This window comes from Micromonospora sp. DT15 (genome assembly GCF_049841475.1).
Classification (GTDB): Bacteria; Actinomycetota; Actinomycetes; order Mycobacteriales; family Micromonosporaceae; genus Micromonospora.
This window is the reverse complement of sequence record NZ_JBNCKJ010000013.1, coordinates 148354-170919: the sequence shown is the minus strand read 5'-3', so window position 1 is coordinate 170919 and position 22566 is coordinate 148354. Positions and strand designations below refer to the sequence as shown.

19 protein-coding genes and 1 pseudogene are annotated in these 22566 nt (G+C 70.6%); 11 read left to right on the top strand and 9 right to left on the bottom strand.

The window, feature by feature from the left end; genetic code table 11:
* Window positions 1–47 precede the first annotated feature (47 nt).
* The 9 genes and pseudogenes from rpmH to ACLQ3F_RS26460 form a co-directional block, all read left to right on the top strand.
* Window positions 48–185 (top strand): 50S ribosomal protein L34, encoded by a 138-nt coding sequence (gene rpmH / locus ACLQ3F_RS26500; protein ID WP_007453904.1) that lies wholly within the window; start codon window positions 48–50, stop codon window positions 183–185.
* A 34-nt stretch (window positions 186–219) separates the two neighbouring features.
* Window positions 220–636: a ribonuclease P protein component gene (gene rnpA / locus ACLQ3F_RS26495; protein ID WP_425852060.1), complete on the top strand. Its 417-nt coding sequence runs from the start codon at window positions 220–222 to the stop codon at window positions 634–636.
* Complete coding sequence (gene yidD, locus ACLQ3F_RS26490) at window positions 633–929, top strand: membrane protein insertion efficiency factor YidD (RefSeq protein WP_355004553.1); 297 nt, start codon at window positions 633–635, stop codon at window positions 927–929. The genes rnpA and yidD overlap by 4 nt, the downstream gene beginning before the upstream one ends.
* Window positions 930–931: 2 nt before the next feature.
* Entirely contained in the window at window positions 932–1921 is a 990-nt protein-coding gene (yidC, locus tag ACLQ3F_RS26485; RefSeq protein ID WP_357204865.1) for a membrane protein insertase YidC, read from the top strand.
* A 212-nt stretch (window positions 1922–2133) separates the two neighbouring features.
* Window positions 2134–2751, top strand: coding sequence for a protein jag (locus tag ACLQ3F_RS26480; RefSeq protein ID WP_357225357.1), 618 nt, complete (start codon window positions 2134–2136; stop codon window positions 2749–2751).
* Window positions 2752–2755: 4 nt separating this feature from the next.
* Window positions 2756–3610, top strand: a complete 855-nt coding sequence (gene rsmG, locus ACLQ3F_RS26475) for a 16S rRNA (guanine(527)-N(7))-methyltransferase RsmG (protein ID WP_425852057.1) — start codon at window positions 2756–2758, stop codon at window positions 3608–3610.
* Between the two features lie 610 nt (window positions 3611–4220).
* Entirely contained in the window at window positions 4221–5192 is a 972-nt protein-coding gene (locus ACLQ3F_RS26470) for a ParA family protein (RefSeq protein ID WP_425852126.1), read from the top strand.
* Window positions 5193–5219: 27 nt separating this feature from the next.
* Window positions 5220–6236 (top strand): ParB/RepB/Spo0J family partition protein, encoded by a 1017-nt coding sequence (locus tag ACLQ3F_RS26465; RefSeq protein ID WP_425852055.1) that lies wholly within the window; start codon window positions 5220–5222, stop codon window positions 6234–6236.
* A 1718-nt stretch (window positions 6237–7954) separates the two neighbouring features.
* Window positions 7955–8321, top strand: a pseudogene (locus ACLQ3F_RS26460) (hypothetical protein); the annotation flags it as partial.
* A gap of 748 nt (window positions 8322–9069) precedes the next feature.
* Here the strand turns inward: ACLQ3F_RS26460 and ACLQ3F_RS26455 are convergent.
* Both ACLQ3F_RS26455 and ACLQ3F_RS26450 read right to left on the bottom strand, forming a co-directional pair.
* Window positions 9070–10071, bottom strand: a complete 1002-nt coding sequence (locus ACLQ3F_RS26455; RefSeq protein ID WP_425852053.1) for a D-alanine--D-alanine ligase family protein — start codon at window positions 10069–10071, stop codon at window positions 9070–9072.
* A gap of 7 nt (window positions 10072–10078) precedes the next feature.
* Complete coding sequence (locus ACLQ3F_RS26450) at window positions 10079–11392, bottom strand: PLP-dependent aminotransferase family protein (protein WP_091396573.1); 1314 nt, start codon at window positions 11390–11392, stop codon at window positions 10079–10081.
* Window positions 11393–11687: 295 nt separating this feature from the next.
* Between ACLQ3F_RS26450 and ACLQ3F_RS26445 the strand changes: the two genes are divergently transcribed.
* On the top strand, window positions 11688–12353 hold the full coding sequence (locus ACLQ3F_RS26445; protein WP_355004547.1) for a GNAT family N-acetyltransferase: 666 nt from the start codon (window positions 11688–11690) through the stop codon (window positions 12351–12353).
* Between the two features lie 11 nt (window positions 12354–12364).
* Here the strand turns inward: ACLQ3F_RS26445 and ACLQ3F_RS26440 are convergent, their stop codons facing one another.
* From ACLQ3F_RS26440 to murJ, 7 genes are all read right to left on the bottom strand, one after another.
* Window positions 12365–13528: an N-acetylmuramoyl-L-alanine amidase gene (locus tag ACLQ3F_RS26440; protein WP_357205154.1), complete on the bottom strand. Its 1164-nt coding sequence runs from the start codon at window positions 13526–13528 to the stop codon at window positions 12365–12367.
* A gap of 170 nt (window positions 13529–13698) precedes the next feature.
* Entirely contained in the window at window positions 13699–14022 is a 324-nt protein-coding gene (gene trxA, locus ACLQ3F_RS26435) for a thioredoxin (RefSeq protein WP_030331849.1), read from the bottom strand.
* Between the two features lie 31 nt (window positions 14023–14053).
* Window positions 14054–15004 (bottom strand): thioredoxin-disulfide reductase, encoded by a 951-nt coding sequence (gene trxB, locus ACLQ3F_RS26430; protein ID WP_091396582.1) that lies wholly within the window; start codon window positions 15002–15004, stop codon window positions 14054–14056.
* 183 nt (window positions 15005–15187) lie between these two features.
* Window positions 15188–16159 carry a hypothetical protein gene (locus ACLQ3F_RS26425; protein WP_425852051.1) on the bottom strand — a complete coding sequence of 324 codons (972 nt, stop codon included), beginning with the start codon at window positions 16157–16159 and terminating at the stop codon, window positions 15188–15190.
* On the bottom strand, window positions 16156–16872 hold the full coding sequence (gene sigM / locus ACLQ3F_RS26420) for an RNA polymerase sigma factor SigM (RefSeq protein WP_357205160.1): 717 nt from the start codon (window positions 16870–16872) through the stop codon (window positions 16156–16158). Before sigM ends, ACLQ3F_RS26425 begins: the two co-directional genes overlap by 4 nt.
* A 43-nt stretch (window positions 16873–16915) precedes the next feature.
* A complete protein-coding gene (locus ACLQ3F_RS26415; protein WP_425852049.1) occupies window positions 16916–18523 on the bottom strand; it encodes a protein kinase family protein in 1608 nt (535 codons plus the stop codon).
* Between the two features lie 445 nt (window positions 18524–18968).
* Window positions 18969–20720 (bottom strand): murein biosynthesis integral membrane protein MurJ, encoded by a 1752-nt coding sequence (murJ, locus tag ACLQ3F_RS26410; RefSeq protein ID WP_355004542.1) that lies wholly within the window; start codon window positions 20718–20720, stop codon window positions 18969–18971.
* Between the two features lie 126 nt (window positions 20721–20846).
* On the opposite strand from murJ, the gene ACLQ3F_RS26405 reads away from it, so the two are divergent.
* Window positions 20847–22307 carry a CCA tRNA nucleotidyltransferase gene (locus tag ACLQ3F_RS26405; RefSeq protein WP_425852047.1) on the top strand — a complete coding sequence of 487 codons (1461 nt, stop codon included), beginning with the start codon at window positions 20847–20849 and terminating at the stop codon, window positions 22305–22307.
* The last annotated feature ends 259 nt before the right edge of the window (window positions 22308–22566 follow it).

The following is a 22566-nucleotide window of genomic DNA, read 5'->3' as shown; positions in this document are numbered from 1 at the left end:
CCGGCGATCCCGTCGCGCGGGGCGCGTACGAAAACGGAGAGCCTGACGTGAGCAAGCGCACCTACCAGCCGAACAACCGCCGGCGCGCGAAGACCCACGGCTTCCGGCTGCGCATGCGCACCCGTGCCGGCCGTGCCATCCTGTCGAGCCGTCGCGCCAAGGGTCGCACCACCCTGTCGGCCTGAGCCGACCGGGCCGGTCCAGGGGACGTGGGCAGTCGTGCTGGCCGCCGCACAGCGACTGCGGCGCAGCACTGACTTCGCCGCAGCGGTTCGCGGTGGCCGGCGCGCCGCACGTGGCGCCGTCGTGGTCCACCTGAGCGTGCCGGTGACCGTCGACCCCAGCACACCGACCTTGCCGGAGCCGGTACGGGACAACAGTGCGGAGCAGTCGTCCGTGCCGTCCCGTGCCGGCTTCGTCGTGTCCAAGGCGGTCGGCAACGCGGTGACCCGTAACCGGGTGCGGCGCCGACTGCGGGCGCTGGTCCGGGAACGGCTGACCGACCTGCCCGCCGGCAGCACCCTTGTCGTCCGGGCGCTCCCCGCCGCCGCGCAGGCGTCGTACCCTCGGCTCGCCACCGACCTGGACGCCGCCATCGCGGTCGCCCGGTCGCCGCGCGAACGGCGGGCCCGATGAGCGGCACCGAGCAGAGCAGCCCACGGCCGTCGACAACCGGTGCCAAGGTGCTGATCGCGCCCATCATCGCGTACCGTCGGTGGATAAGTCCGGCACTGCCGGCTCGCTGTCGGTTCTACCCGTCGTGCAGTGCGTACGCCCAGGAGGCGGTCGTTCGGCACGGCGCGCTCCGGGGAGCCGTGCTGGCGGCCCGGCGGTTGTTGCGCTGCCACCCCTTTCACCCTGGTGGACATGACCCGGTGCCGGAGCCGGGCGGCCGCCGCCGTGCTGATGTGACTGGAGCCCCGAATTGAGTCTGAGTCTCGACTGGATCTACTACGCGATTTCGTGGATCCTGCTGACCTGGCACTCTGCCTGGGACGCCATCGGGGTGCCCGTCGGTGCGGTGATCGGCACCAACTTCGCCTGGATCCTGGCCATCATCTTCCTGGTGGTCACCGTCCGGGTGATCCTGTTCCCGGTCTTCGTCAAGCAGATCAAGTCCCAGCGGGCGATGCAGGCGCTCCAGCCCAAGGTCAAGGAGCTTCAGGAGAAGCACAAGGGTGACCGGGAGACGCTCCAGAAAGAAATGATGGAGCTCTACAAGAAGGAGAAGGCCAACCCGCTGATGGGTTGCCTTCCGATGTTCCTTCAGATCCCGGTCTTCCTGGGCCTCTTCCACGTGCTGCGCCGGCTCGACCCGGACAAGCAGAACAAGACCCTCTACGGCTGGACCGCCGACCAGTTCCAGAGCGCCTCGCAGGCGAAGCTCTTCACCGCCCCGATCGCCGGCAAGTTCGGCTCGACGGCCGACGAACTGGCCAGCCTCGGCGCCAACGGCAGCACCGTGAAGATCATTGCTGGTGTCCTGGTCCTGGTCATGATCGCCACCACCTACCTGACCAGCCGTCAGATGATCCTCAAGACCGGCTGGGCCGAGGACCCGCAGCAGCGGATGATCCAGCGACTGATGCTCTACGGCATCCCCGCGTCGCTGCTGATCTCCGGCGCGATCTTCCCGATCGGCGTCATCATCTACTGGGTCACCAACAACCTCTTCACCCTGGGCCAGCAGCAGTGGGTGCTGCGGAAGTTCCCGCCGCCGGTGACCGCCAAGAAGGCCGTCGCGCCGGCCGCCAGCCGTAACCCGGTGCAGCCCGCCAAGTCCGGTGGCCTGTTCGGTCGCGGAAAGGCCACCCCGCCGGCGCCCGTCAAGGCGACCGCGCCCAAGGTTGCCGGGCCGAAGCCGGGCGCCAAGCCGGTGAACAACCCGAAGAAGAGCCGCCCCGCCAAGCGGCAGGGCTGACCAGCGAGGGCCGTCGCCGGCGATCCGGCGGCGGCCCGTTTCGCACCGCGCAGCCGCCGTACGGCCGGCGCCGGGCGGAACCGACCGCGCACCGCGCGGCCACGGGCGACACTGCCCGTACAGACGTGCCTGTGGGCACCGGCAACCTCCAGCCGGCCCCGGGAAACCAGTCGGACCCGACGGTCCGGCCGAGCGAGTACGGAGATGAGACCGTGACCGAGACCAGCATCCCCCGCGCCGAGCAGTCAGTGGACGAGGAGGAGACCGCCACGATCGCGGTGGACGGTGACGACACCGAAGCCGACGACACCGAGGCGGACGACGACACCGACACCGCCGCCGGCACCCGGGTGAAGAAGGCTGTGGGCGAGGGCGACCTGTTCCGGCAGAGCGAGATCGCCGCCGACTACGTCGAGGGCCTGCTTGACATCCTCGACTACGACGGCGACATCGACGAGCTGGTCGCCGCCGGCCGTCCGATGGTCGAGGTGGTCGGCGAGCGGCTGCAGAATCTGGTCGGTCAGCGCGGCGCCACCCTGGAGGCGCTCCAGGAACTGACCCGCCTTGCCGTCTTCCGGCAGACCGGTACGCCGAGCCGTCTGCTGCTCGACGTCGGTGGCTACCGGGCGAACCGCCGTAAGGAACTCGCCGCGGTCGCCAAGAACGCCGTCGAGAAGGTCAAGGAGTACGGCGAGCCGGTCCGCCTGGAGGCGATGTCCGCGTTCGAGCGCAAGTGCGTGCACGACGTCGTCAACGCCATGTCCGGCGTGGCGAGCGAGTCCGAGGGTGTCGAGCCGAACCGGCGCATCGTCGTACGGCCCGCGGACTGACCGGGTGACCCACGACGACAACACGGCCGATGCCGTGTCCGGCCCGGGCGGCACGCCGCCCGGGCCGTCCGCTGTCCACCCCGCCACAGGCGACGCAGATGCCGACTCGGCAGGGCGCGACACCGCCCCGTCCCCGGCCGACGCGGCGTTGCCGCCCGAGTTGGCCCCGGCCGCGCTGACGCTCTTCGGTGACCGTCTCGACCTGGCTGCCGCGTACGCCGAACTGCTGGCCACCGACGGGGTGGTCCGCGGCCTGATCGGCCCCCGGGAGGCACCCCGGATCTGGGACCGGCACCTTCTCAACTGCGCCGCGGTCGCGGAGCGGATCCCGGCCGGCGCGACGGTGCTCGACGTCGGCTCCGGCGCCGGTCTGCCGGGTCTCGTCCTGGCCATCGCCCGCCCCGACCTCACTGTCACCCTGATCGAGCCGCTGGCCCGGCGGACGTCGTTCCTGATCGAGGTCGTCGAGCGACTCGGGTTGGCCAAGTCGGTGCGGGTGTTCCGTGGTCGGGCCGACGAGGCGGCCAGCGGGTCGAGCGGCCGGGAGCCGATCAGCGGAGACGTGGTGACCGCGCGAGCGGTCGCGCCCCTGGATCGGCTCGCGGGCTGGAGCCTTCCCCTGGCGGTTCGCGGTGGTCGGCTGCTGGCGCTCAAGGGCTCGTCCGCCGCCGCCGAGATCGAGGAGCACGCCGAGGTGGTGGCGCGACTCGGCGGCGGGGAGCCGGCCGTGCAGCTCTGCGGCGTCGGCGTGATCGATCCGCCCACCACGGTCGTGGAGATCGTGCGCGAGCGGATGGTCGGCCCGGCCCGCCCGGCGGCCAAGAAGCGCGCCCGGAGTGGACGCTCCCGCCGAGGTTGACACTTCGCGCCATCGGGCTTCCGGCCGGTGGGTTGCCTCGTTGTACCGGTACGGATGGACGAGGGGATGAGAACCCGACGTGGACCGGCCGCGCCCGTCCGCCGTAGGCTGACCGCGCGTCGATAGTGTGGAGCGGGTGACGGACGTCGCGGGTCTCCGACCGCTCCCGCGGGCCGTACGCCCCGGGTTGCGGGCGAGGATGCGGCCAAGTTGACCGGGGCGCGGACCGACCATCCGAAGCGGGCAGGGATGACAGGTGCATGACGACGGCAGGTACGACGATCCACGCGTGACCGGGTCGCCCAGCGATCCCGTTTCACGTGAAACCGACTACCCGAGCTGGTCGCCCGGCGCGACCGGGCCATCTACCCGACCTACCGACGGCGATCCGCCGGCCGCGCTCGACCCGCCCTCGGGCGCCGGGCGGCCGGAGGGCTCGACCATTCCGGATCCGGCGAGTGGTCGCCGGCCGCCGGAGGCGTCGGGTCGACCCGTCAACGCCGCCGAGGTGCGGTCGACCTCAGGTCGCCGCAACACCGCGGCAGCGGTTCGCTTCGAGCCGGCCGTCCCACACCAACCCACTGCGGCGGCCGTTCGGGACGCCGGGCCGGTGGTCGCCGACGCCCCGGTCGCTTCGACCGAGTCGTTGGCCGCCGTGGCGACCGACCCCACGTACGTTTCACGTGAAACCCCGACGCGCGAAGAGGATGACCCACCGTTGGCTATGGAGGCGATGCGCGCCGTGCAGATCCTGAATCCCAGTGGCGAGGTGACAATGCCTCGGCCGGACCGGACCCGGGTCATGTGCGTCGCCAACCAGAAGGGTGGCGTGGGTAAGACCACCACCACCGTCAACCTTGCGGTGGCGCTCGCCCTGCACGGCAACCGGGTGCTCGTGGTCGACCTCGACCCGCAGGGCAACGCCTCGACCGGGCTCAACGTCCCACACCACACCGGAATCCCCGACGTGTACGACTGCCTGATCAACAGCGTGCCGCTGGCCGAGGTGGCGCAGGCGGTCGAGGGCATCCCCAACCTCTGGTGCGTACCCGCGACCATCGACCTGGCGGGCGCGGAGATCGAGTTGGTGTCGGTGGTGGCCCGGGAGTCGCGTCTGGACCGGGCGATCGCCGCCTACCCGGGCGAGTTCGACTACGTCTTCATCGACTGCCCGCCCTCGCTCGGCCTGCTCACTGTCAACGCGCTGGTTGCCGCGCAGGAGGTGCTGATCCCGATCCAGTGCGAGTACTACGCGCTGGAGGGGCTCAACCAGCTGATCAACAACATCAACCTGGTACGCCAGCACCTCAACCCGAAGCTCGATGTCTCCACCATCCTGCTGACCATGTACGACCGGCGCACCCGTTTGGCCGACGCCGTCGAGCAGGACGTCCGGAACCACTTCGGCGACAAGGTTCTCCAGGCGGTCATCCCCCGCAACGTCCGGGTCTCCGAGGCGCCGAGCTACGGCCAGTCGGTGATGACCTACGATCCCGGTTCGCGGGGCGCCACGAGTTACTTCGAGGCCGCCCAGGAGATCGCCGAGCGGGGCGTCAAGGAGCCGGTGGGCCGGAATGCGTAGTGCGGACGAGTCGCTGGGAGGCGTCGCATGAAGAACCGTCCTCGGGGCGGTCTGGGTAAGGGCCTGGGGGCGCTGATCCCGACCGGGCCCGCGCCGGGTGCCGCTGGCACCGTGACGGCCGAGCCGGAGAACGAGCACCTGGACAACGGCAGCACCGAAGCCGTCGCCGCTGTGCCCGTTGGCGCGCCGATCCGCGAGCCGGAGCCCGTGCTGAGCCCGGTGCCCGGTGCTCGATTCGCCGAGATCCCGGTCGACGCGATCATGCCCAACCCGAAGCAGCCCCGCCAGGTCTTCGATGAGGAGGCGTTGGAGGAGCTGAAGACCTCGATTCAGGAGGTCGGCTTCCTCCAGCCCATCGTCGTTCGGCAACTCGACGACGAGAAGTACGAACTGGTAATGGGCGAGCGGCGCTGGCGGGCCGCCCAGGCGGTGGGGCGGGAGAGCATCCCGGCGATCGTCAGAGACACCCGTGACGATGCGATGCTTCGCGACGCCCTGCTGGAGAACATCCACCGGGCCAACCTGAACCCGCTGGAGGAGGCCGCCGCCTACCAGCAACTGCTGGAGGAGTTCGGGGCCACCCACGAGGAGTTGGCCCGCCGGATCGGCCGGAGTCGCCCGCAGATCTCCAACACGATCCGACTGCTGAACCTGCCCGCACAGGTGCAGCGCCGGGTGGCCGCCGGCATCCTGTCGGCGGGGCACGCCCGCGCCCTGCTGAGCCTCGACGAGGCGGAGGCGCAGGAACAGCTGGCTTTGCGGATCGTGGCCGAAGGGCTGTCGGTTCGGGCGACTGAGGAGATCGTGGCCTTGACGCTCAACGACGGGCCGGCGAAGGGTCAGGCCGCGAAGCGGCGACCCAAGGCGCACGCGCCGGCCCTGACCGATCTCGCCGATCGGCTGTCCGACCGGTTCGACACCCGCGTGAAGGTGGACATCGGCCGGAGCAAGGGCAAGATCACGATCGAGTTCGCGACCGTGGACGACCTTGAGCGGATCGTCGGGATCATCGGAGTGCAACAGGAGGAGAGCGGGGAGGACTGACCCACCCGCTCGCCTACGGCCGCGCCACCCCACCGGGAGCGCGGCCGTTCTGCATCCCCGGCGTCGACGCCTGTTTCACGTGAAACAGGCGTCGGACCTGATTCTGAGATTGGCATGAGCGTGGACCGTCGTCATCCTCGGCTCGCCCAGCCAACCAGGGGTCCCGCGGTTGCCACAGGAGAAGTTGACGGGGCGGGGCCGGAGGGGTCCGGTTGGTCGCGCTGGCCGGCAGGTTCGAAAGCAATCGGCGAGCGGTGAGGGCGCCGGTAGGCGGTGCGCGCGGCGGTGGGCGACAGGCCTGGTGCCGCGAGCGGCTGGTGGCGGAGCAGACGCAGCGACGGGCGGGCGCGGTGGCGCGACTGGCGGCGGGCGCGTGGCTCGCAACTGGCGGAGGCGACTGGGCGAGTGCGACGTTGGGGAAGCCCTAGACGCCTCGCAGGAGCCTCGGGAAGGTCCACTCGACCGCAACTGCCCCTAGCGCCGATCAAAGCGCCAGCGAGCCGCTGAGTGGCGCGAAACGAGGTCTTCGTGGCTATCGGTGGGGGGCCGAGGCCCACGATCGTTGTTGGGTCCTCCGGAGCAGCCTCCTCACAGCGACCGCTGGGCCGCCGGGCGCTGGTCGGTGAGACCGCCACGCCGCGACACCGCGACACCGCGAAGACCGCTAGACCGCATAGATCGCTCGACGGCGACACGGCGACACCGCAAGGCCGCGACACCGCGACACGCTAGGCCGCGACACCTCGTGAACTAGGTGCACGGTCGGTAGGCCGGGTGCGCGCCCACCAACCGTGGGTACGCGCGGCGCCGGCGGCGATGACCCGGAAGCGTGAGCCCGCCCCCCGGATCGCCTCGGCAGCTGGCGCTCGGTTTCACGTGAAACCGAGACAGCGGCTCGCTGGCACCGATCGAAAACCCGGCGTTCGGAGTGGCTAGTCAAGCGGCGTGACCCTTCACCTCAGACACTCGATGTCGGTGCTGCCGTGCGATGCCCCCGCCCGTTGCGGCGTTCAGAGCATCCGGGCCTCCGGGGCATCCAGGCCGCGCGGTCGAGGTCTGTGCTGGTGTGGGTCCGCGAACGAGCCAACCCGTCGGCGCCGACGTGGGCCACATGAGCCAGCGGACGGTCGCCGGCGGCCGGATACCGCTCCGACGGTGGCACGCGCAGCCCCTCGGAAGGCACCCGTTCGATTCCGTCTGCGGCGGCCGTCAAACCCGCCGATCCGGAGGCCCGCGGACAACGACCGACTGGCCGAAAAGTTATCCACACCGGTTGTCCACAGGCACCCCCCGTTTCACGTGAAACAGCGCGTGGGAGCGGGTGTGAGCCTGTGGATGACGGCCTGTGTTCAGGATCTCGGCAGCCTGTGGATATCGCCTCTCGGTGCCTGCGCGAGCACGAACAGCCGGCCGGCGGTGGGTACCGATCCGGTGGCCCGGGACCGCTCGATCAGGTAGGGACAGCGGTGCCAGACTCGGTTAGGGTCAGCGTCGTGCACGACAACCCTCCCTCAGTCCCGGACTTCACCCAGTGGCCGTCATTTCCCTTCGAGGGTGACCTCCACGTGAAGCAACTCGATGATCCGGTCCCGGTCGAACCGCCCCGGAAGGGCGAGGGTCTCCGGGAATGCACCGCCTGCAACGCACCCGACGACGCCTACATCTGGGTGGGCGAGCGGTGGCGGGTTCGCGCGATGGACCGGCCCACCGGTCTGCCCATGGTGCTCATCCTGGAATCGCGCACCCACCTCGACCTCGGCGACCTGCCGAACCTGCTGGCTGCCGAGTTGGGGGTGATGACGGTACGTCTGGAGCGGGCCATCCGGTCGCTCGACGGCGTGGCACGGGTGCACGTCAATCGCTGGGGCGACGGCTCCGCTCATCTGCACATGTGGTTCCTCGCTCGCCCGTACGGCCGCCTTCAGTTGCGGGGTACGTTCCTGTCCCTGTGGGACTCGATCCTGCCGCCGATCTCCGAGGCGCAGTGGCGGGAAAATCTGGCGCTCGTCGCGGCCTGGCTCGCCGAGTTCGGTGGCCGCCCGCTTGCCGAGCCGCCCCGCATCCAGTGGCAGGCGCCGTCCAGTCTGCTGGCCCAGTCCGCCGCCGCGGACGCCGCTGCCGCAGCGGAGGCTGCCTCAGCGGCAGCAGCCGGGACGGAGGCCGTCTCGGTCATCGAGGCGGCAGAGGAGATCCCGGAACCGCCCCTCGACTCCACTCCTGATCCGACCGACGCCGACAGCGGCCCCCGGGCCGAACCGGTAGCGGACCCCGGCGCCGGCGCCGGCTCGGCGACGACCACCGTCACCGACCGGCCTTCGGCTGAGCCCGCCCAGTCGGGCACGGTCAACCGTCCGGCGGCTGAACCCGCTCGGACGGCATCCGCCACCGACCTGCCCGGCGTCCCGGCCGCAGGCGCCCGGGAGTCCACCACAGCGGCATCCGGCAGCGCCGCCACGACGGCCACCGACGGACTCCGCGCCGGCCAGGCGGAGATGCCCGCCGACAGACCTCACGGCGTCGGCTCGGCGGAGAAGCCCTCCGGCGGGCCGCACGTCGGCCGGGCGAGCGGAAGCGCCGACGAGGCTGGATCCGCCAACCCGGCAGCGTCCGACCCGTCCAACGGAGAAGCCTCCGGAGAGGCCGTCAGCAGGAACGCCCCTGAGAGGGGCACTGGCACTCCGGGCGAGGCCGCGCGCACCGACGGCAGCGGCATTCCCGACGTACGCGCGACTCACTGATCTGGAACCGACCATGAGGTTGACCCGGCAGGACAGGGCCAACCTCATGGTCGGCCCGCGGGTGGTCCGCTCCGCCGAAGTGGTTGGCGGGTAGGTCAGTGCCTGGTGAGGCGGGCAGCGGCTCGGGCGACCAGGGCGCCGAGGAGTCGGCCGAAGTCCAGCCCGGCCGCCTGCACGGCGAGCGGAAGCAGTGACGTCTCCGTCATCCCCGGGGAGACGTTGACCTCCAGCACGTGCGGCTGGCCGTCCGCGTCCACGATCACGTCGACGCGGGAGAGGTCCCGTAGACCGAGCGCGGTGTGCGCGGCGAGGGCCACGTCAGCGACAGTGGCAGCCACCTCCGGGTCCAGCCGGGCGGGGGCGTGCCAGGTGGTCCGCCCCGCGGTGTAGCGGGCGGCGTAGTCGTACACGCCGTTACGCGGCACGATCTCCACCGGGGGCAGCGCCCGCGGGCCGTCGCCCAGGTCGACGACGGAGACTGCCACGTCCATCCCCGGCACGTATCGCTCCACGAGCGCAGTGGAGTAGTACGCAAAGCAGCCGACCATCGCGGCGGGCAGTGCGGCGGCGTCCCGGACCACCGCCCCGCCCAGCCCGGACCCGCCCTGTGCCGGCTTCACCATGAGAGGTACGCCCAGACGGTCGACGATCCGGTCCAGGACGGCGACCGCGCCGAGCTCGGAGAAACGATCGTGCGGGAGAGCCACCCAGTCGGGGGTGGGGATGCCGGCCTCGCGGAGCACCGCCTTGGCCGAGGGCTTGTCCCAGGCGACCCGGGAGGCCCGAGCGTCGCAGCCGACGTACGGGACGTCGCACAGATCCAGCACCCCGCGCAGTGAGCCGTCCTCGCCGGTCGCGCCGTGCAGTGCGATCACCACCGCGTCCGGCGGGTCGGCTGCGAGCGCCGGCAGCAGCGCCACGTCCGCGTCCCGCAGCTCGGCCTCCACCCCGACGGCGCGCAGCGCGTCGAGCACACGGCGACCGGAGCGCAGCGACACGTCCCGTTCGTAGGAGAGCCCACCGGCGAGCACCACGACGCGCAGGTCGGCCGAGATGGCGGAATCGGTCACGAGGAGGTGCTCGGCGGTCGTAGCCATGCCGGCATCATGCCAAGTCGGGCCCGGGCACGTCGGAGCCGGCCCGGCCGCGTCGCCCGGCGGCACCACCCACGGCACCGAAGACCCGGCGCATCGCGATCTCCTGCTCCATCACCCCGGCCAGCCGGCGGACGCCCTCACGGATCCGCTCCGGCGGCGGGAAGCTGAAGTTGAGCCGCATGGCGTCGGTGCCGGTGCCGTCGGCGTAGAAGCCGGTGCCGGGCACGTAGGCGACCCGGGCGGCGACCGCTCGCGGCATCATGGCCTTCGAGTCGAGCCCGTCGGGCAGGCTGGCCCACACGAAGAGACCGCCGGCCGGGGTGGTCCAGCTGGTGCCCTCGGGCATCAGGTCGGCCATCGCGTCGAGCAGGGCGTCGCGGCGTTCCCGGTAGACCTCGCGGTAGACCTTGAGCTGCTGCCGCCAGGGCATCGTGCTCAGGTAGGTGGCCACCGCGGCCTGGGCGAAACCGCTGGGGCAGAGGATCTGCGCCTCGCTGGCGATGACCAGTTTGTCGCGGACCGCGTGCGGCGCCAGGATCCAGCCGACCCGCAGCCCGGGGGCGAAGGTCTTGGAGAAGGTGCTGAGGTAGAAGACGCCGTCGCGGCGGCGGGCCCGCAGGGGGGCCGGGGCCTCACCCTCGAACCCCAGTTGGCCGTACGGGTCGTCCTCGACGACGAGCAGACCGGCGCGCTCGCAGATGTCGAGCACCCGTTCCCGGCGCTCCTCGCTGAGCGTCACGCCGGTCGGGTTCTGGTAGGTGGGGATCGTGTAGAGGAACTTGACCCGCTGGCCCGCACGGGCCAGGTCGGCGATGGCCGTCTCCAGCGCCTCCGGGATCAGCCCGTCCGCATCCATCGGTACGTGGACAACCTGCGCCTGGGCGGCCTGAAACACGCCGAGCGCACCGACGTACGTCGGCCCCTCGGCGAGCACCACGTCACCCGGGTCGAGGAAGAGCCGGGCCACCAGGTCCAGTGCCTGCTGCCCGCCCACGGTGACGACGACGTCCTCCGGGGAGGCCCCGCACGCGGCGTCGATCCCGGAGAGCGACATCACCTCGCAGATCCGCTCGCGCAGTTCGAGGGTGCCCTGACCGATGCCGTACTGAAGGGTGGTCACGCCGTGTTCGGAACCGAGCCGGCCGAGCATCTCGCCGACCGCGTCCAGCGGAAGGGCCGCGATGTACGGTGCGCCACCGGCGAGCGAGACGACCTCCGGACGACTGGCCACCGCGAACAGTGCTCGGATCTCGGAGGCGGTCATCCCGCGTACCCGCCGGGCGTACCGGTCGGTGTAGTCGTCGAGTGTCGTGCCGGTCATGACCTCACCTCGATCGCTGCTCGAGTGGCTCCCGCCCCGGGTACCCCGCACACCGCTGACCATGGCGGCGGGCACACCGATTGTCGATCCTAGTCCGCCTGGGTCGTGCTGCCGCCGTACCGCAGCAGATCGACCACATCGCGGACCGTCCTCGGCGTCCCCCGTCGCGGTGGGCATTCGCGCGTCCCCTCCCGTATGGTCGATCGGCGGCGTACGATCGCTCGTCGGGGGCAGGAAGGCGGCGCTGTCGTTCCATGCCGGTCTCACCACCGAGCCTATTGTGGGGATGCGCCATATGTCGCGACGTCTGGTCAGCCTGACCCTCGACACGTTGGAAGACCTCCCGCGCCCGTGCCGGCAGTGCGTCTACTGGGAGCTCGATCCGGTCTCCGCTGAGCGCGCCTGCGCCGCTGGCGATCCGGGCCTGGAGAAGGAGGCGTGGGTCTCCCAGACGCTGCTGGAGTGGGGCTCCTGCGGCAAGCTCGCGTACGTGGACGGCATGCCGGCCGGCTTCGTGATGTACGCCCCGCCTGCCTACGTGCCCCGTTCGATGGCGTTCCCGACCTCACCGGTCTCCGCGGACGCGGCACTGTTGATGACCGCCAACGTGGTCGCCGCGTTCTCGGGCGGCGGGCTGGGCCGGATGCTGGTGCAGGGTGTCGCCCGGGATCTCACCAAGCGTGGGATCAAGGCGATCGAGGCTTTCGGCGACGCCAAGTTCGGCGACGCGGACGACCCTGCCGGCGGTTGCGTGGCCCCGGTCGACTTCTTCCTCTCCGTGGGCTTCAAGACCGTACGTCCGCATCCGCGCTTCCCCCGGTTGCGTCTTGAGCTGCGTACGGCGTTGAGCTGGAAGTCCGACGTCGAGTACGCGCTGGAGAAGTTGCTCGGGTCGATGAGCCCCGAAACCCTGCTCCGCCCGGTCCGTCCCGCCCCGGCCACCCGCTCCACCAACGGCTGACGTCCGGCTGATCAGTCCACCACGGTGCCGGCGGTCACCACGGCACGCAGTTCGCTGACGTCGAGCGATCCGGTGGGGACGTCTCGTTCGATCGGGTAGTACATCCGCTGCACAGCGGCCACGATCGCCTCCACCACCCGGTCCCGGAACCGGGGGTCGACGAGGTGGGCGCGGTCCGTCGGAGAGGTGAGATAGCCGACCTCGACCCGGACGGCGGGCATCCGCGTCAGTCGCAGCAACTCCCACGTCTTGGCGTGGGTGCGGCAGTCCCGCAGCCCGGTGCGGGCGACGATCTCCCGCTGCACGAGCCCGGCCAGGCGCTCACCCGTCGCCGACGTCACCCCGTTGTCGGTGCCGTAGTGGTAGGTCGCCACGCCCTCCGCATCCGGGTTGGCGTGCCCGTCCAGGTGCAACGAGATGAACACGTCGGCGCCGAGCGAGTTGGCGAGCAGGGCCCGGTCGGTGTCCGGCAGGCAGCTGTCGGGCGACGGGCCTCGGGTGAGCTGCACCCGCACTCCAGAGGCGGCGAGGCGTCCCTCCAATCGGCTGGCCAGGTCGTGCACCAGGTCCGCCTCGGTCCAGCGCAGTGAGCCGTCGGGCACCACCATCCCGGGGTCGGTGCCCCCGTGCCCCGGGTCGATGACGACAGTCTTGCCGACCAGCGCCGGCCCGGACTGGCGGATCGCGTCGGATTCGCGGAGCCACTGCGGTCGGCCACCGACCACCTTGCGGCCGATCCGGCGAAGCGCGTTCATCGTGTGCGGGCCGCAGGAGCCGTCGGGGGTGAGCCCGACCTCACGCTGGAACTGGGCCAGCGCCCGCGACGTCCGGACACCGTAGATGGCGTCCGCGCGGCCCGTGTCGTACCCCATCTCCAGCAGTCGCTCCTGGAGCGACCGGACGTCCTCGCCGGTGAGCGGTTCGGGAACCGCGTGGTAGAGGGTGCGGGCGCCGAGCCGCCAACGGGCGGCATCCAGGGCGCGCCAGGTTTCCGCGCCGACCCGGCCGTCCACGCTGAGCCCCCGCGACTGCTGGAACGCGCGGACCGCCCGCTCGGTGTCGAGGTCGAACTCGTCGGTGTGCGGGTCGGCGGCGGCCAGCAGGTCGAGGCCGGTCAGGATGGTACGGATCTCCGTGACCGCGGGTCCCCGGTCACCGGGTCGGATCGGACGCACGCACGACCCCCTCTGCACGACACTCGCTGGCCGGGCGGCCCAGGCTTGAGGCTATGCGCTCTCAGGCGGCGAGGTGGCTGGGGCCGAGAAATACGTCGACGGTACGGCCGGGAAGACACCGAACCCCGCACCCGACGACGGGTACGGGGTTCGGTTGATGTTTCTGCTGCTCAGAGGGCCGATTCGATGAGTCGGACCAGCTCGCCCTTCGGCTTGGCGCCAGCGATCGACTGCACCGGCTGACCGTTCTTGAAGACGGTGAGGGTCGGCACCGACATCACCCGGTAGGCCCGGGCGGTCTCCGGGTTCTCGTCGATGTTGAGCTTGACGATGGTGACCTGGTCACCCATCTCCCGGGCGATCTCCTCGAGCAGTGGCGACACCTTGCGGCACGGCCCGCACCACTCCGCCCAGAAGTCCACAAGCACCGGCTTGTCGGCCTGCAGCACGTCAGCGACGAAGCTCTTGTCGGTGACCGCCTTGGTTGTTCCCACTATGCCCCTCCTCCGGGATGTGTTCCTTGTTTCAGCTGAGCGTCGCGATGAACCGCTCGGCGTCGAGCGCTGCGGCACAACCGGTGCCGGCTGCGGTGATCGCCTGACGGTAGGTGTGGTCGACCACGTCGCCTGCGGCGAAGACACCTGGCACGTTGGTACGGGTGCTCGGGGCGTGGACCTTCACGTAGCCCTCGTCGTCCAGCTCGACCTGGCCCTGGAACAGTTCGCTGCGAGGGTCGTGACCGATGGCGACGAAGACACCAGTCACGTCCATCACCTTGGTCTCGCCGGTGTGCACGTTACGGACGCGTACGCCGGTGACCTTGCCGTCCTCGCCGAGGATCTCCTCGACGGTGCTGTTCCACTCGACCTTGATCTTCTCGTTGCTCAGCGCCCGGTCGGCCATGATCTTGCTGGCCCGGAACGAGTCGCGGCGGTGGATGATGGTCACCGACTCCGCGAAGCGGGTGAGGAAGGTGGCCTCCTCCATCGCCGAGTCGCCGCCGCCAACAACCACGATCTGCTGGTTGCGGAAGAAGAAGCCGTCACAGGTGGCACACGCGGAGACGCCGTGGCCCAGGAATTCCTGCTCACCGGGCACTCCCAGCGGCCGCCAGGCCGAACCGGTGGAGAGAATGATGGATCGCGCCCGGTAGGCGGTCTCGCCAACCCAGACGGTGCTCACCGCGCCGGAGCCGGCGTCGCCGGTGTCCACCAGCTCGACCCGGGTCACGTCGTCGGTGAGGAACTCGGCGCCGAACCGCTCGGCCTGCTTGCGCATGTTGTCCATCAGCTCGGGGCCGAGGATGCCGTCGGCGAAGCCGGGGAAGTTCTCCACCTCGGTCGTGGTCATCAGCGCGCCACCGGACTGCACGCCCTCAATGATCAGCGGCTTCAGGTTGGCACGTGCGGCGTAGACCGCCGCTGTGTAGCCGGCCGGCCCGGAGCCGATGATGATCAGGTTGCGGACCTCGTCCACTGCCGTCTCCCGAGTTGTGTGTGTTCGGCGTCGGCGCGAGCACCGATGCTGATCCGAGTCGCCGACGCCTGGGTGGGGCCGGCAGCTGACTTCCAGAACGTCATCGTACGAACCGGGGATTCCCGAGCCGGGCATCCGGTGGGTCAGGTCACGTGGGGGGTCATCGTGCCATCGACCGTGGATTCACCCTACCCGCGCCGAATACCGGCTGTCCGAGCCGGACCCGGGCACGCCGCACTCCGGGCCGCTCACCCAGGCCCACCGGGCCCCGTTCGCGTCGGTGAAGTGGATGACCAGTGCCTGATCGCCCTGGAACCGCGCGTAATCGATCACCTCGACCACCAGGGGGGCCGATCCGTGTTCCGCCGCGACGCTGGCCAGGCAGCTGGTCAGCGCAGCCTCGTCGGTGAGCCGGGCGAGCTGGTCCGACCCGTCGGGAGACGGACGGCGTCCGCCCTCGGCATCCACGTGCGGCTGCACGCCCGGGGTGTCGCCGGTCGCCCGGCTGGCAGCCGGAGCATCCGGGCCGTGGGCGTCCCCGAGGGTCTGCGGGGTGTAGTTCGTACCACTGCGCAGTGCCGGGCCGGTGGTGCGGGCCGCCCCAGCCCCCGCGACGCCCTCCGGCGCGCTGGCCGGCCGGTTCATGGCGGTGCCGCCGGAGTCGTCCGACGCCCGCATCGAGAGCTGGTTGAGGCCCAGCGCGACGGCGACGACGGCGATCGCGGCGGCGGCCACGGGTGCGCCACGGCGGGCCCAGCCGCGCCGTCGGCGGCCCGGACCGGTGGACGCCCAGCGCCCGGCGGGCGTTGGAGCGGACGGTCGGCGACCGACTCCACCCTGCGCCGGTACGACGAACGGCGTGGTTGTGTCGGTCTTCCCGGTCGAGGCTTCGTGAGTCGGCTCCGCGGCGGCGAGCGCGGCCAGGAGGCGGTCGGTGATCTCCGTAGGCATCTCCGGGGACGGCTCGGCCCAGCGGCTCAGATCCGTCCGCACCTCGGCTACGGCGGGGGCCAACAGCCCGTACGCTTCGGCCCAGGACGGGTCGGTGGAGACCAGCAGGGCGACCTCGTCCTGCTGCGGGGTGCCGTTCAACGCCCCGCCGAGGTAGTCAGCGAGGAGGTCGGCGTCGACCTCCCGGAACCCCTCGGTCGTCACGTGTCCTCCTGGTTGGCGTCCCGCCGGTATCGACCTGACCCCGATCCGACGCCCTCCACCGGGCCTGGGTTCCCCGGCGTGACGCCGGGCACGCTTGTGCTCGGGCCGGTGGGGTCCGGTCGGTGCGAAGGCGTCGCCACGACGGCGGGGCGGAGATGCCCGAGCAGCACGGCCAGCCGGGCCCGGCCCCGGGCACACCGGCTCTTCACCGTCCCCTCGGCGACGCCGAGTATGCGTGCCACCTCGGCGACCGGATAACCCTGGACGTCGACGAGAACCAGCGCGGCGCGTTGCTCAAGGGGCAGTGCGGCGAGCGCCTCGCGGACCACGAGGGCGGTGTCGTGGTCCGCTGCCGGCGCCGCCGGTTCGAGCCCGCCGGTGCCCGATCCGCCGTCGGCCCGGTTGCCGTCCGGCAGTGGCACTGTGGGGTGCGCCTGCCGGCGTCGGATCCGGTCCAGGCAGGCGTTGACCACGATCCGGTGCAGCCAGGTGGTGACGGCTGAGTCACCACGGAACCGGGCCGCCGCTCGATGCGCCGACAGCAGGGCGTCCTGGAGAGCGTCGGCTGCCTCCTCGCGGTCGCCGAGCGTCCGCAGGGCCACCGCCCACAGCCGGTCCCGGTGCCGGCGGAACAATTCGGCGAAGGCGTCCCGGTCTCCGGCGACGTGCGCGCGCAGCAGCTCCAGGTCACTCGCGGCCGCGCGCCCGTCCATCACCACGTCCAGTGCGTGCGATGCCCGGATCGTGGCGCGCGGCTCACGACCCTTGGACCGTAATCTCCTGCACCCCCAGCTTGAACCCACCCTCGACCGGAGCCAATTCGGTGATCCAGAACAGCAGGTACTGGTATTTCTTGTCGGCGTCGAAGCCGTTGAAGGTCATTGTGGTGCCGTCGTGGTCCTCGAACGGCTGGCCGATGGCGGTCTTGTAGCTCGCGACCAACTGCTTGTCACCGCTGGAGCTGGACGGCCAGGTCGTCGTGCCGGCGAGCAGTTGAGCGGACGCGTTGGTGGCCGACAACACTGCCTGCACCGACTTGACGGTGTGCGGCTCGCCGAGGTCGATCCAGACGCCCATGCCCTTCTTCAGGTTGCCGAAGTTGGGCTTGTTGACGTACGTCTCCGTCTCCCAGCCCTTGTCCTCGTCACCGTCGATGACCTTCTCGGCGTCCTTGACCTCGCTGCGGTCCTTGCTGTCCGGGTCGATGATCCGGACGCTCTTCACTGTCAGCTTGCGCGTCGCCGCGGCCGCCGGGGTGGCGTCGCCGGCCGGGGCACTGGAGGTCGGCGCGGCGATCGGGTTGGACTGCGGGTCCTCGTCGTCGCCGCCCAACGCGATGATCCCGATCAGCAGACCGACCAGGGCGACGGCCAGCAGACCAGCGATGCCGACGGCGACCTTGCGACCCCCGGCCGCGGCCAGCGGCGACGGCTCTTCCCCGGTCTCGGCGGCGAACCGCAGCGGCCCGCTGTTGTCGAGGTAGTGCTCATCCTCGGCCGGCACGTCCAGTCGCGCCAGCTCCGCGGCGAGCACGTCGGAGGACGGCGGCGCGATTTCGGCGTCGAGCAGGTCCATGGTCAGGTCGTCCAGGTACGCCGGAACGCCCGCCCGGACCTGGCGCGGTGCGGCGATGGCACCCCCGGCGTCCCGAACAGCGTCCGGGATGGCGGCGCGGCCGTGGCCGGCGGTGGCACCATGCAGTGGTGCCTCGGTGTGCGGCCAGGAGCCGGTCAGCGCAAAGTAGAGGACCCCGCCGACCGCCCGGATGTCGTTCTCCTGGCTGTCGGCGCCATCGGTGCGGGCGTCGGCCAGGACCACCCGACCCTCATCGCTGATCATGACGGTGCCGGGGTGGACGTTGCCGTGCACCATGCCGGTGGCGTGCACCGCGGCGAGCGCGCTCGCGACGGCGTTGCCGATCGCGGTGGCCCGAGCCGGGTCCAGGGGGCCGTCGGTCGCCAGGTCCCGCAGGGACTGCCCGTCGACCCACTCGCGCACCACGTACGCCCGGTCGGCCTCGTCGATCGCGTCGTAGACGCCGACCAGGTTGGGGTGGATGACCCGGCTGGCCGCGACGGCGGCCTGAAGCATCTCGGTGGCGGAGTCGCCACCCGGGTAACGCAGCACGACGGCAACGGGACGGCGCAGGATGACATCGACCCCGCGCCAGACCAGCCGACCCGCGCTGTCGTTGTTGATGTGCTCAACCAGTTCGTACCGCTCGGCGAGGACTTCACCGGCCGTGGGAGCACCGAAGGTCATGACCGGAGGAGCGCTTTCGTCTGCCTCCTGACCCTCGCCGACCTGGGTCACCCGTCCTCCCTCGGTGATCGTGTCGATCGATGAACCCGAACTGCTGGGCATGTGGCTTCCCGCTCTGCCGTTGAAGGAACCGGCCGACCGGTGTCGACGCCCAGCGTCGGCCCCTGCCGTACCCGTCGAGAGCGACCTTACCCGGGTTGCCCGTCTCTCCGACATGTCATCTTCCCGCCGTACCTGGCGGGGTTCTGGCTGTCGAAGAACTCGTCCGGTTACGACCGTTGTCAGCCACGTTGCTGGCACATGTACTAGCTAATCTACGGCTTCACCGCAAGTGACCGACGCCGGGGCTGGGCTGGCGTGGCGCTCGCGTCGCCCCGTACGTTCCCACCGATCGGGTCGCCACCCTCAGCCGTACGGTTGGTTATCCACAGGCCGAAGCGGCGGTTGACCGGCGAATCGCGGAGTTATCCACAGGCGCATCCCCAGCCTGGTGATCCGTAGTCACATTCCGTATGAGTGCCAACTTGTTGTAATCGGATGCGGACTTTCAGCGACCGAGGCGGCGGCGAACCATACCGACCACCTCGGTGATCTCCCCGATCCGCAGCAGCATGGCCAGACCCAGATAGGTCCCGCCGATCACCACGCCGCCAACCACGAGCTGCACAACGGCCTGAATCCAACTCGGCCGGTCGCCGCCGGGCAGAAGACTCACCACGAGGAGGCCGACCAGGGCGGCGCCCAGCGCGGCGACCGCGACTCGGCCGAGCGTGCGCAGGATGGCACCCATTCCGATCCGGCCCACTCGGGGCCGCAGCAGCCACGCGGAGGCGAAGGCGGCCGCCAGATAGGACACAGCGTTGCCGATCATCATCCCGGCCGCGGCGAAGTGGGCGGCGAAGGCCACGTAGAGCACCACCTGAACGCCGATCCGCAGGGCGACCACCGGAATGTTGATCAGCGCCGGGGTGCGGGTGTCCGGCAGGGCGTAGAAGGCGAAGGTGAAGAGCTGGCTGATCGCGAAGGGCACCAACGCCAGTGCCGCCAGGAGCAGCACCAGCGAGGTGTCCGCCGCGTTCTCGTCGGTGAACGCGCCGTAGCGGAACAACGTCACGGCCAGCGGAGTCGCCAGTACCGCGTAGCAGACCGCGATCGGGGCGAGCACCGCCGAGACGGTGCGAGTACCCCGGGACAGATCGGCGGCGACGTCGGAGTACCGGCCGTCGGCGGCGGCCGCGCTCATCCGGGGCATCAGCGCGGTGATGATCGATACGGCGATGATGCCGTGCGCCATCATCAGCAGCAGGAACACGTTGTTGTAGATCAGAGGGCCGGCGGCGTTCTCCTTGCCTGCCCGGTTCAGCAGGTTGAACAGCACGATCAGGCCGACCTGGCTCACCGCGACGTAGCAGAACATCCAGCCGCCGAGACGCCCCAGCTCCCGTAGGCCGAGGGTGCGGAAATCGAACCGGAACTTCCACCGGAAGCCCACCTTGCGCAACGCCGGCAGCAGCCCGGCGGCCTGAATCGCGACGCCGAGCAGGGTGCCGCCACCGATCAGCAGGATCCGTCCGGGAGTCATCTCCTCCGGCTTGACGATCTCCGCGCCGAAGATCGCGATGTACAACCCGGCGGTGGCGATCACCACGATGTTGTTGAGGATCGGCGCCCACATCGGTGCGGCGAAGTGTCCCCGGGTGTTGAGCACCGCGCTGATCAGCGCACTGAGACCGGTGAAGAAGATCATCGGCAGCATCAGGTACGACAGAGCCTTGACCAGACTCCGGAAGCCTTCCCCGGTGTCGTCACCGGCGTAGAGCTTGGTCAACAGTCCCGCCGACAGCACCGCGAGGAGCGCCGCGCCGGCAAGGGTCAGCACCGCGAGGGTCAGCAACCGCTGGGCATACGCCTGCCCGCCGTCGGTGTCGACCCTGCGCCGACGGACCAACACCGGGATCAGCACGCTGGTCAGGATGCCGCCGAGTAGGAACTCGTAGACCATCCCCGGGAGGATCTGCGCCGTGGTGTACGCGTCACCCACCAGCGCCCCACCCAGCGCGGCGGTCAACGCCAACGTGCGCAGGAAGCCGGTACCCCGGCTGACCAGGCTGCCGATCGCCATCACCGCGCTGTTGGCCGCCGCGCTGGCCTCGCCCACCTGCTCCTGCGGCGGCGCGGTCGACTCCATGGCCGGCTGGTTCAGCGGCTCGGCGGAGATGAAGGTGGCGCCATCCCCGGGACGGACACCGGGATCGCCGTCATTCGCGGCGTTGGCGCTGCGGTAGAGCCCGCCGCTCATCTCCAGCCTCCCAGGGGTACGTCGAGTCGGACACCGACCCGCACGCCACAGACCATAGTCAACCCCCACCCGTTACCCGCGCCCGGCGGATCGGATCACACCCCGGCCCGATAAGCTGGCGATCCCATGTCCGACGCCTCCGCTCCTCACGCCGCCGACCGCCGCGAACTCACCGCCGCGCAGCGCAACGCCGTCGCCGAACTGCTCCGGGTGTCCCCGGTCGCCGACGAGTTGGGCCGCCGCTTCGTCCGCGCCGGTCACGAGTTGCACCTGGTGGGTGGTTCGGTACGGGATGCCCTGCTCGGTCGACTCGGGGACGACCTCGACTTCTGCACCGACGCGCACCCCGACGAGACCCTGCGGATCATCAAGGGCTGGGCTGAGTCGATCTGGGAGACCGGTCGGGAGTTCGGCACCATCGGCGCCCAGCGAGACGGCCTCCGACTGGAGATCACCACCTTCCGCGCGGAGTCGTACGACCAGGTCAGCCGCAACCCGGTGGTCGTGTACGGCACCAGCCTCGACGAGGACCTGAAGCGGCGCGACTTCACGATCAACGCGATGGCGGTCAGCCTGCCGGACCACCGGTTCACCGACCCGCACGGTGGGCTGGAGGATCTCTCGGCGAAGGTGATCCGTACCCCGAGCACGCCTGGTGAGTCGTTCGGCGACGACCCGCTGCGGATGCTGCGGGCCGCCCGGTTCGCCGCCCAGCTGCGTTTCGCCGTGCACCCGGACGTGCACCTGGCGATGACCGAGATGGCCGCCGACCTGGACCGGATCACCGCCGAGCGGATCCGCGACGAGTTCACCAAGCTGCTCTGCGGCGCGGACCCGATCACCGGGCTGCGGCTGCTGGTCGACACCGGGCTGGCCGAGCGGTTCCTGCCGGAGCTGACTGGGCTGAAGCTGGAGATCGACGAGCACGCCCAGCACAAGGACGTCTACGAGCACACGTTGACGGTCGTCGAGAACGCGGTCTCCTACGAGGAGGAGGGCTGCGACTTCATCCTGCGGATGGCCGCCCTCCTGCACGACGTGGGCAAGCCGGCGACGAAGGCGGTCGGGCCCGACGGCCGGGTCAGCTTCCACCACCATGAGGTGGTCGGCGCCCGGCTGACCAAGGCCCGGATGAAGGCGATGCGCTATCCCAAGGACGTCACCGCGCAGGTGACCGCGCTGGTCGCGCTGCACCTGCGCTTCTACGGGTACGGGCGGGGCGAGTGGACCGACTCGGCGGTGCGCCGCTACGTTGCCGACGCTGGTGATCTGCTGCCCCGACTGCACAAGCTGACCCGCTCCGACTGCACGACCCGCAACCGGCGCAAGGCCGCCCAGCTCGCGGCGGATTACGACGCGCTGGAGGATCGGATCGCGCGGATCGCGGCCGAGGAGGACCTGGCGCGGGTTCGACCCGACCTGGACGGCAACGCGATCATGGAGCTGCTCGGCGTACCGCCGGGGCCGGTGGTCGGGCGGGCCTGGAAGCACCTCAAGGAGCAACGTCTCGAGCAGGGTCCGCTGGACCGCGACGCCGCCGAGGCGGAGCTGCTGCGCTGGGCCCGCGCCGAGGGCATCCTCGACTGACGCGCTCCACTTCGATGCTGCTCAGGTAGCGCGATCCGCGGTGAGGTGGCGGGAACCGTCACTTCAGGACGTGGCCGACGGCGACGCGCAGCTGTCCGGTCGACGACGAAACGCGAGCGGATCGACCGAATGGCTGAGGTGTAGCGCTTTCATCGTCGTCCATGATGACTGGGCGTCCGTCGGCTACCGGTGCATCGACACCGCCGCCGACCCCACCGCCCGTCCGCCGTCCGGACTGGACGGGCGACGATCAAACGGG

Bases quoted from the DNA above. Each gene is read 5' to 3' on its own strand.
- ACLQ3F_RS26415 (WP_425852049.1), bottom strand. From the start codon at position 18,523: ATGCCCAGCAGTTCGGGTTCATCGATCGACACGATCACCGAGGGAGGA.
- ACLQ3F_RS26465 (WP_425852055.1), top strand. From the start codon at position 5,220: ATGAAGAACCGTCCTCGGGGCGGTCTGGGTAAGGGCCTGGGGGCGCTG.
- yidD (WP_355004553.1), top strand. From the start codon at position 633: ATGAGCGGCACCGAGCAGAGCAGCCCACGGCCGTCGACAACCGGTGCC.
- ACLQ3F_RS26450 (WP_091396573.1), bottom strand. From the start codon at position 11,392: ATGACCGGCACGACACTCGACGACTACACCGACCGGTACGCCCGGCGG.
- ACLQ3F_RS26445 (WP_355004547.1), top strand. From the start codon at position 11,688: ATGTCGCGACGTCTGGTCAGCCTGACCCTCGACACGTTGGAAGACCTC.
- ACLQ3F_RS26455 (WP_425852053.1), bottom strand. From the start codon at position 10,071: ATGGCTACGACCGCCGAGCACCTCCTCGTGACCGATTCCGCCATCTCG.
- ACLQ3F_RS26405 (WP_425852047.1), top strand. From the start codon at position 20,847: ATGTCCGACGCCTCCGCTCCTCACGCCGCCGACCGCCGCGAACTCACC.
- murJ (WP_355004542.1), bottom strand. From the start codon at position 20,720: ATGAGCGGCGGGCTCTACCGCAGCGCCAACGCCGCGAATGACGGCGAT.
- sigM (WP_357205160.1), bottom strand. From the start codon at position 16,872: ATGGACGGGCGCGCGGCCGCGAGTGACCTGGAGCTGCTGCGCGCGCAC.